The organism is Caminibacter sp. (genome assembly GCF_053999135.1).
Window position 1 is genome coordinate 1 of sequence record NZ_JBMXVQ010000003.1, and the last position, 2,149, is coordinate 2,149.

Annotated in this window: 2 protein-coding genes; both read left to right on the forward strand. The window is 33.5% G+C overall.

Annotation, left to right across the window (positions count from 1 at the left end; translation table 11 throughout):
• The coding region (locus tag ACXJH6_RS00065) for a replication initiation protein (protein ID WP_456469719.1) at positions 1 to 914 on the forward strand (914 nt) is incomplete at its 5' end.
• A gap of 75 nt (positions 915 to 989) precedes the next feature.
• Positions 990 to 1,217 carry a hypothetical protein gene (locus ACXJH6_RS00070; protein WP_456469720.1) on the forward strand — a complete coding sequence of 76 codons (228 nt, stop codon included), beginning with the start codon at positions 990 to 992 and terminating at the stop codon, positions 1,215 to 1,217.
• Positions 1,218 to 2,149: the final 932 nt, after the last annotated feature.

Here is a 2,149-nt window from a genome sequence, read left to right on the forward strand (position 1 = left end):
GGTCTCTTTTAAACCGAACTCTTACTATTAAGAAAGAAAAATCCTTACTCCAAATAAATTGGCTATCTTCGGCTGAATATTTTGAGAGAGAAGGTTATGTAGAGTTATGCTTTGACCCAAAACTTAAACCTTATTTATTACAGCTTAAAGAATGTTTTACACAATATCAGCTAGGAGAAATTTTAAAGTTACGTTCTAAATATGCTTTTAGACTGTATGAACTATGTAAAAAAAATGAGTTGTTAGGGAAATATAAATATGAAGTTGAAGAACTTAGAGATTTGTTGGGAGTTGAAAAGGGAGAGTTAAAATTATGGGCAGATTTTAGACGCCGTTGTCTTGAGCCTGCTATAAAAGAAATCAATAAAAAGACTGACTTACATGTATCATACGAAGCTAAAAAACTAGGTCGGCGTTTTAAATGGGTAGTTCTTAAGATTAGTAAAAAGAAAGATAAACAATCTATCAAGGCAATAGAAAATGATTCTCCTATTAGCGATTTATTAAAACTTTTACCTGAAAGTGAAAGAAATAAAAAGACAATCCAGAGTGCTTTAATAAAAGCATATAAAAAACATGGATTTGAGTACTGTAAACGCAATATAGAATATGCGAATGAGAAAGCCACAGAAAATTACAGGGTTTTTTTAATCAAAGCACTTAAGGAAGATTGGGCTCTTGGCTGGTGGGAAGATAAACTTCAGAAAGAGGAGAAAGAGAAATGGTATGAAAAGATTAAAAATGCTATACTTAAAGATGAGAAAGGAATAGAATATAAAACTAATGAGAGTGGATTTATTTACTTAAAAAAAATTGATGATAGATTTGTTTGTTTAAGAGATGGAGTTACGCCACCAGTAATAGTTGTTGATCTGGTAAAAAAAGGTAAATTAAAAATTGTTGGTAATTATTAGGTTTAAAATGCGATACATACACACACATCCGTTCCTTTGCGAGGAAATCGAAACCATTGATATTTAGGAATTGTTTTGCTTATGTCAATTGCTATCGGAGCAATAATTCCAAGAGAATTATTAGAAATAAATTATTTAAAAATTAAGAAAAAGCATCTGATCAAAAAACAACCGTCGATGGTAGGAGAAATTAAAAGAATTTTTAGAGATGTCGATACCGATGTAGAACATAGCTATAACCTCCCTCTACACCATTCTCCTGGGTTGCAGGGGCTTTTAAGCCCAACTAACTTATTGGGTTAGAGGGACAGAAGGGCAGACTCCTTAAGAGGCTTTTAAGCCTATATGGATGTGGGTCCTTGTCCCTCAAGCCTGTTCGAAAATTTCTTTCGACTAAGCTTAAAAGAGGGTTTTAAGATTTTATTAAAATTTTTAAATTATGCCTTTTTCGAGGCTGTGTAAAATTTTTTCGAACAGGCTATTGACGGCTAATATGATTTTAAATAAATCTATATTTAGCTGGTATGGGTTTTAGTAGATGGAGAGGCGCCAGGTTTTTTCCTTCTTTTCCTGGCGAAAAGTAAAAGTAAAAGAGAGTAAAAAAGAAGGAAAAAAAGAAAAGTAAAAATTAAAAAAGAGAGGAAAAAGACAAGAAGTTTAACCAGCGGTATTAAAAATACCGCTTTTTGATCCTTCCTATAAAATCCCTCTCCAAACGAAAAAGCTGAATAAAAAAAAGAAGGGTGTCTGGCCCCGGATACGAACAGATACATACAGAGGTTTAGTGTATCTGTTCACGGTCTTATTTAGGCCAGGGGCGGGTCAGAAGCCTCTTACCCTATAAAAGAGGCTAATATATATGTCCCTAATAAAGGGACGGGTAAAAACTAAACAGGGATATTTATAAACAAAAATTCTTTATACCGAAACGGCTCCGGCCGTTTCGATTTTTGCTGTAGGGGGAAGTGCATGCGTAAGAAGATGAATATTAAATACTCAATAAAGTACTTTCTAGAACGCTCAGACAGTATAGGATCCAAAAAGATTAAGCCTTCGCAAATGATATATAGTTATTCCACCAAAAGTAGATATCTGGAAGTTATCCACAAGTTCGTTGATTTCTGCCTTTACGGAAGCATAAACCGCATAGATCGAATTACAAGCGAAACGATTAAAGATTATTTTGATTCACTTGAAGGTTATAGTGTCAAAACTTTAAAAGTGCATATGTCAGC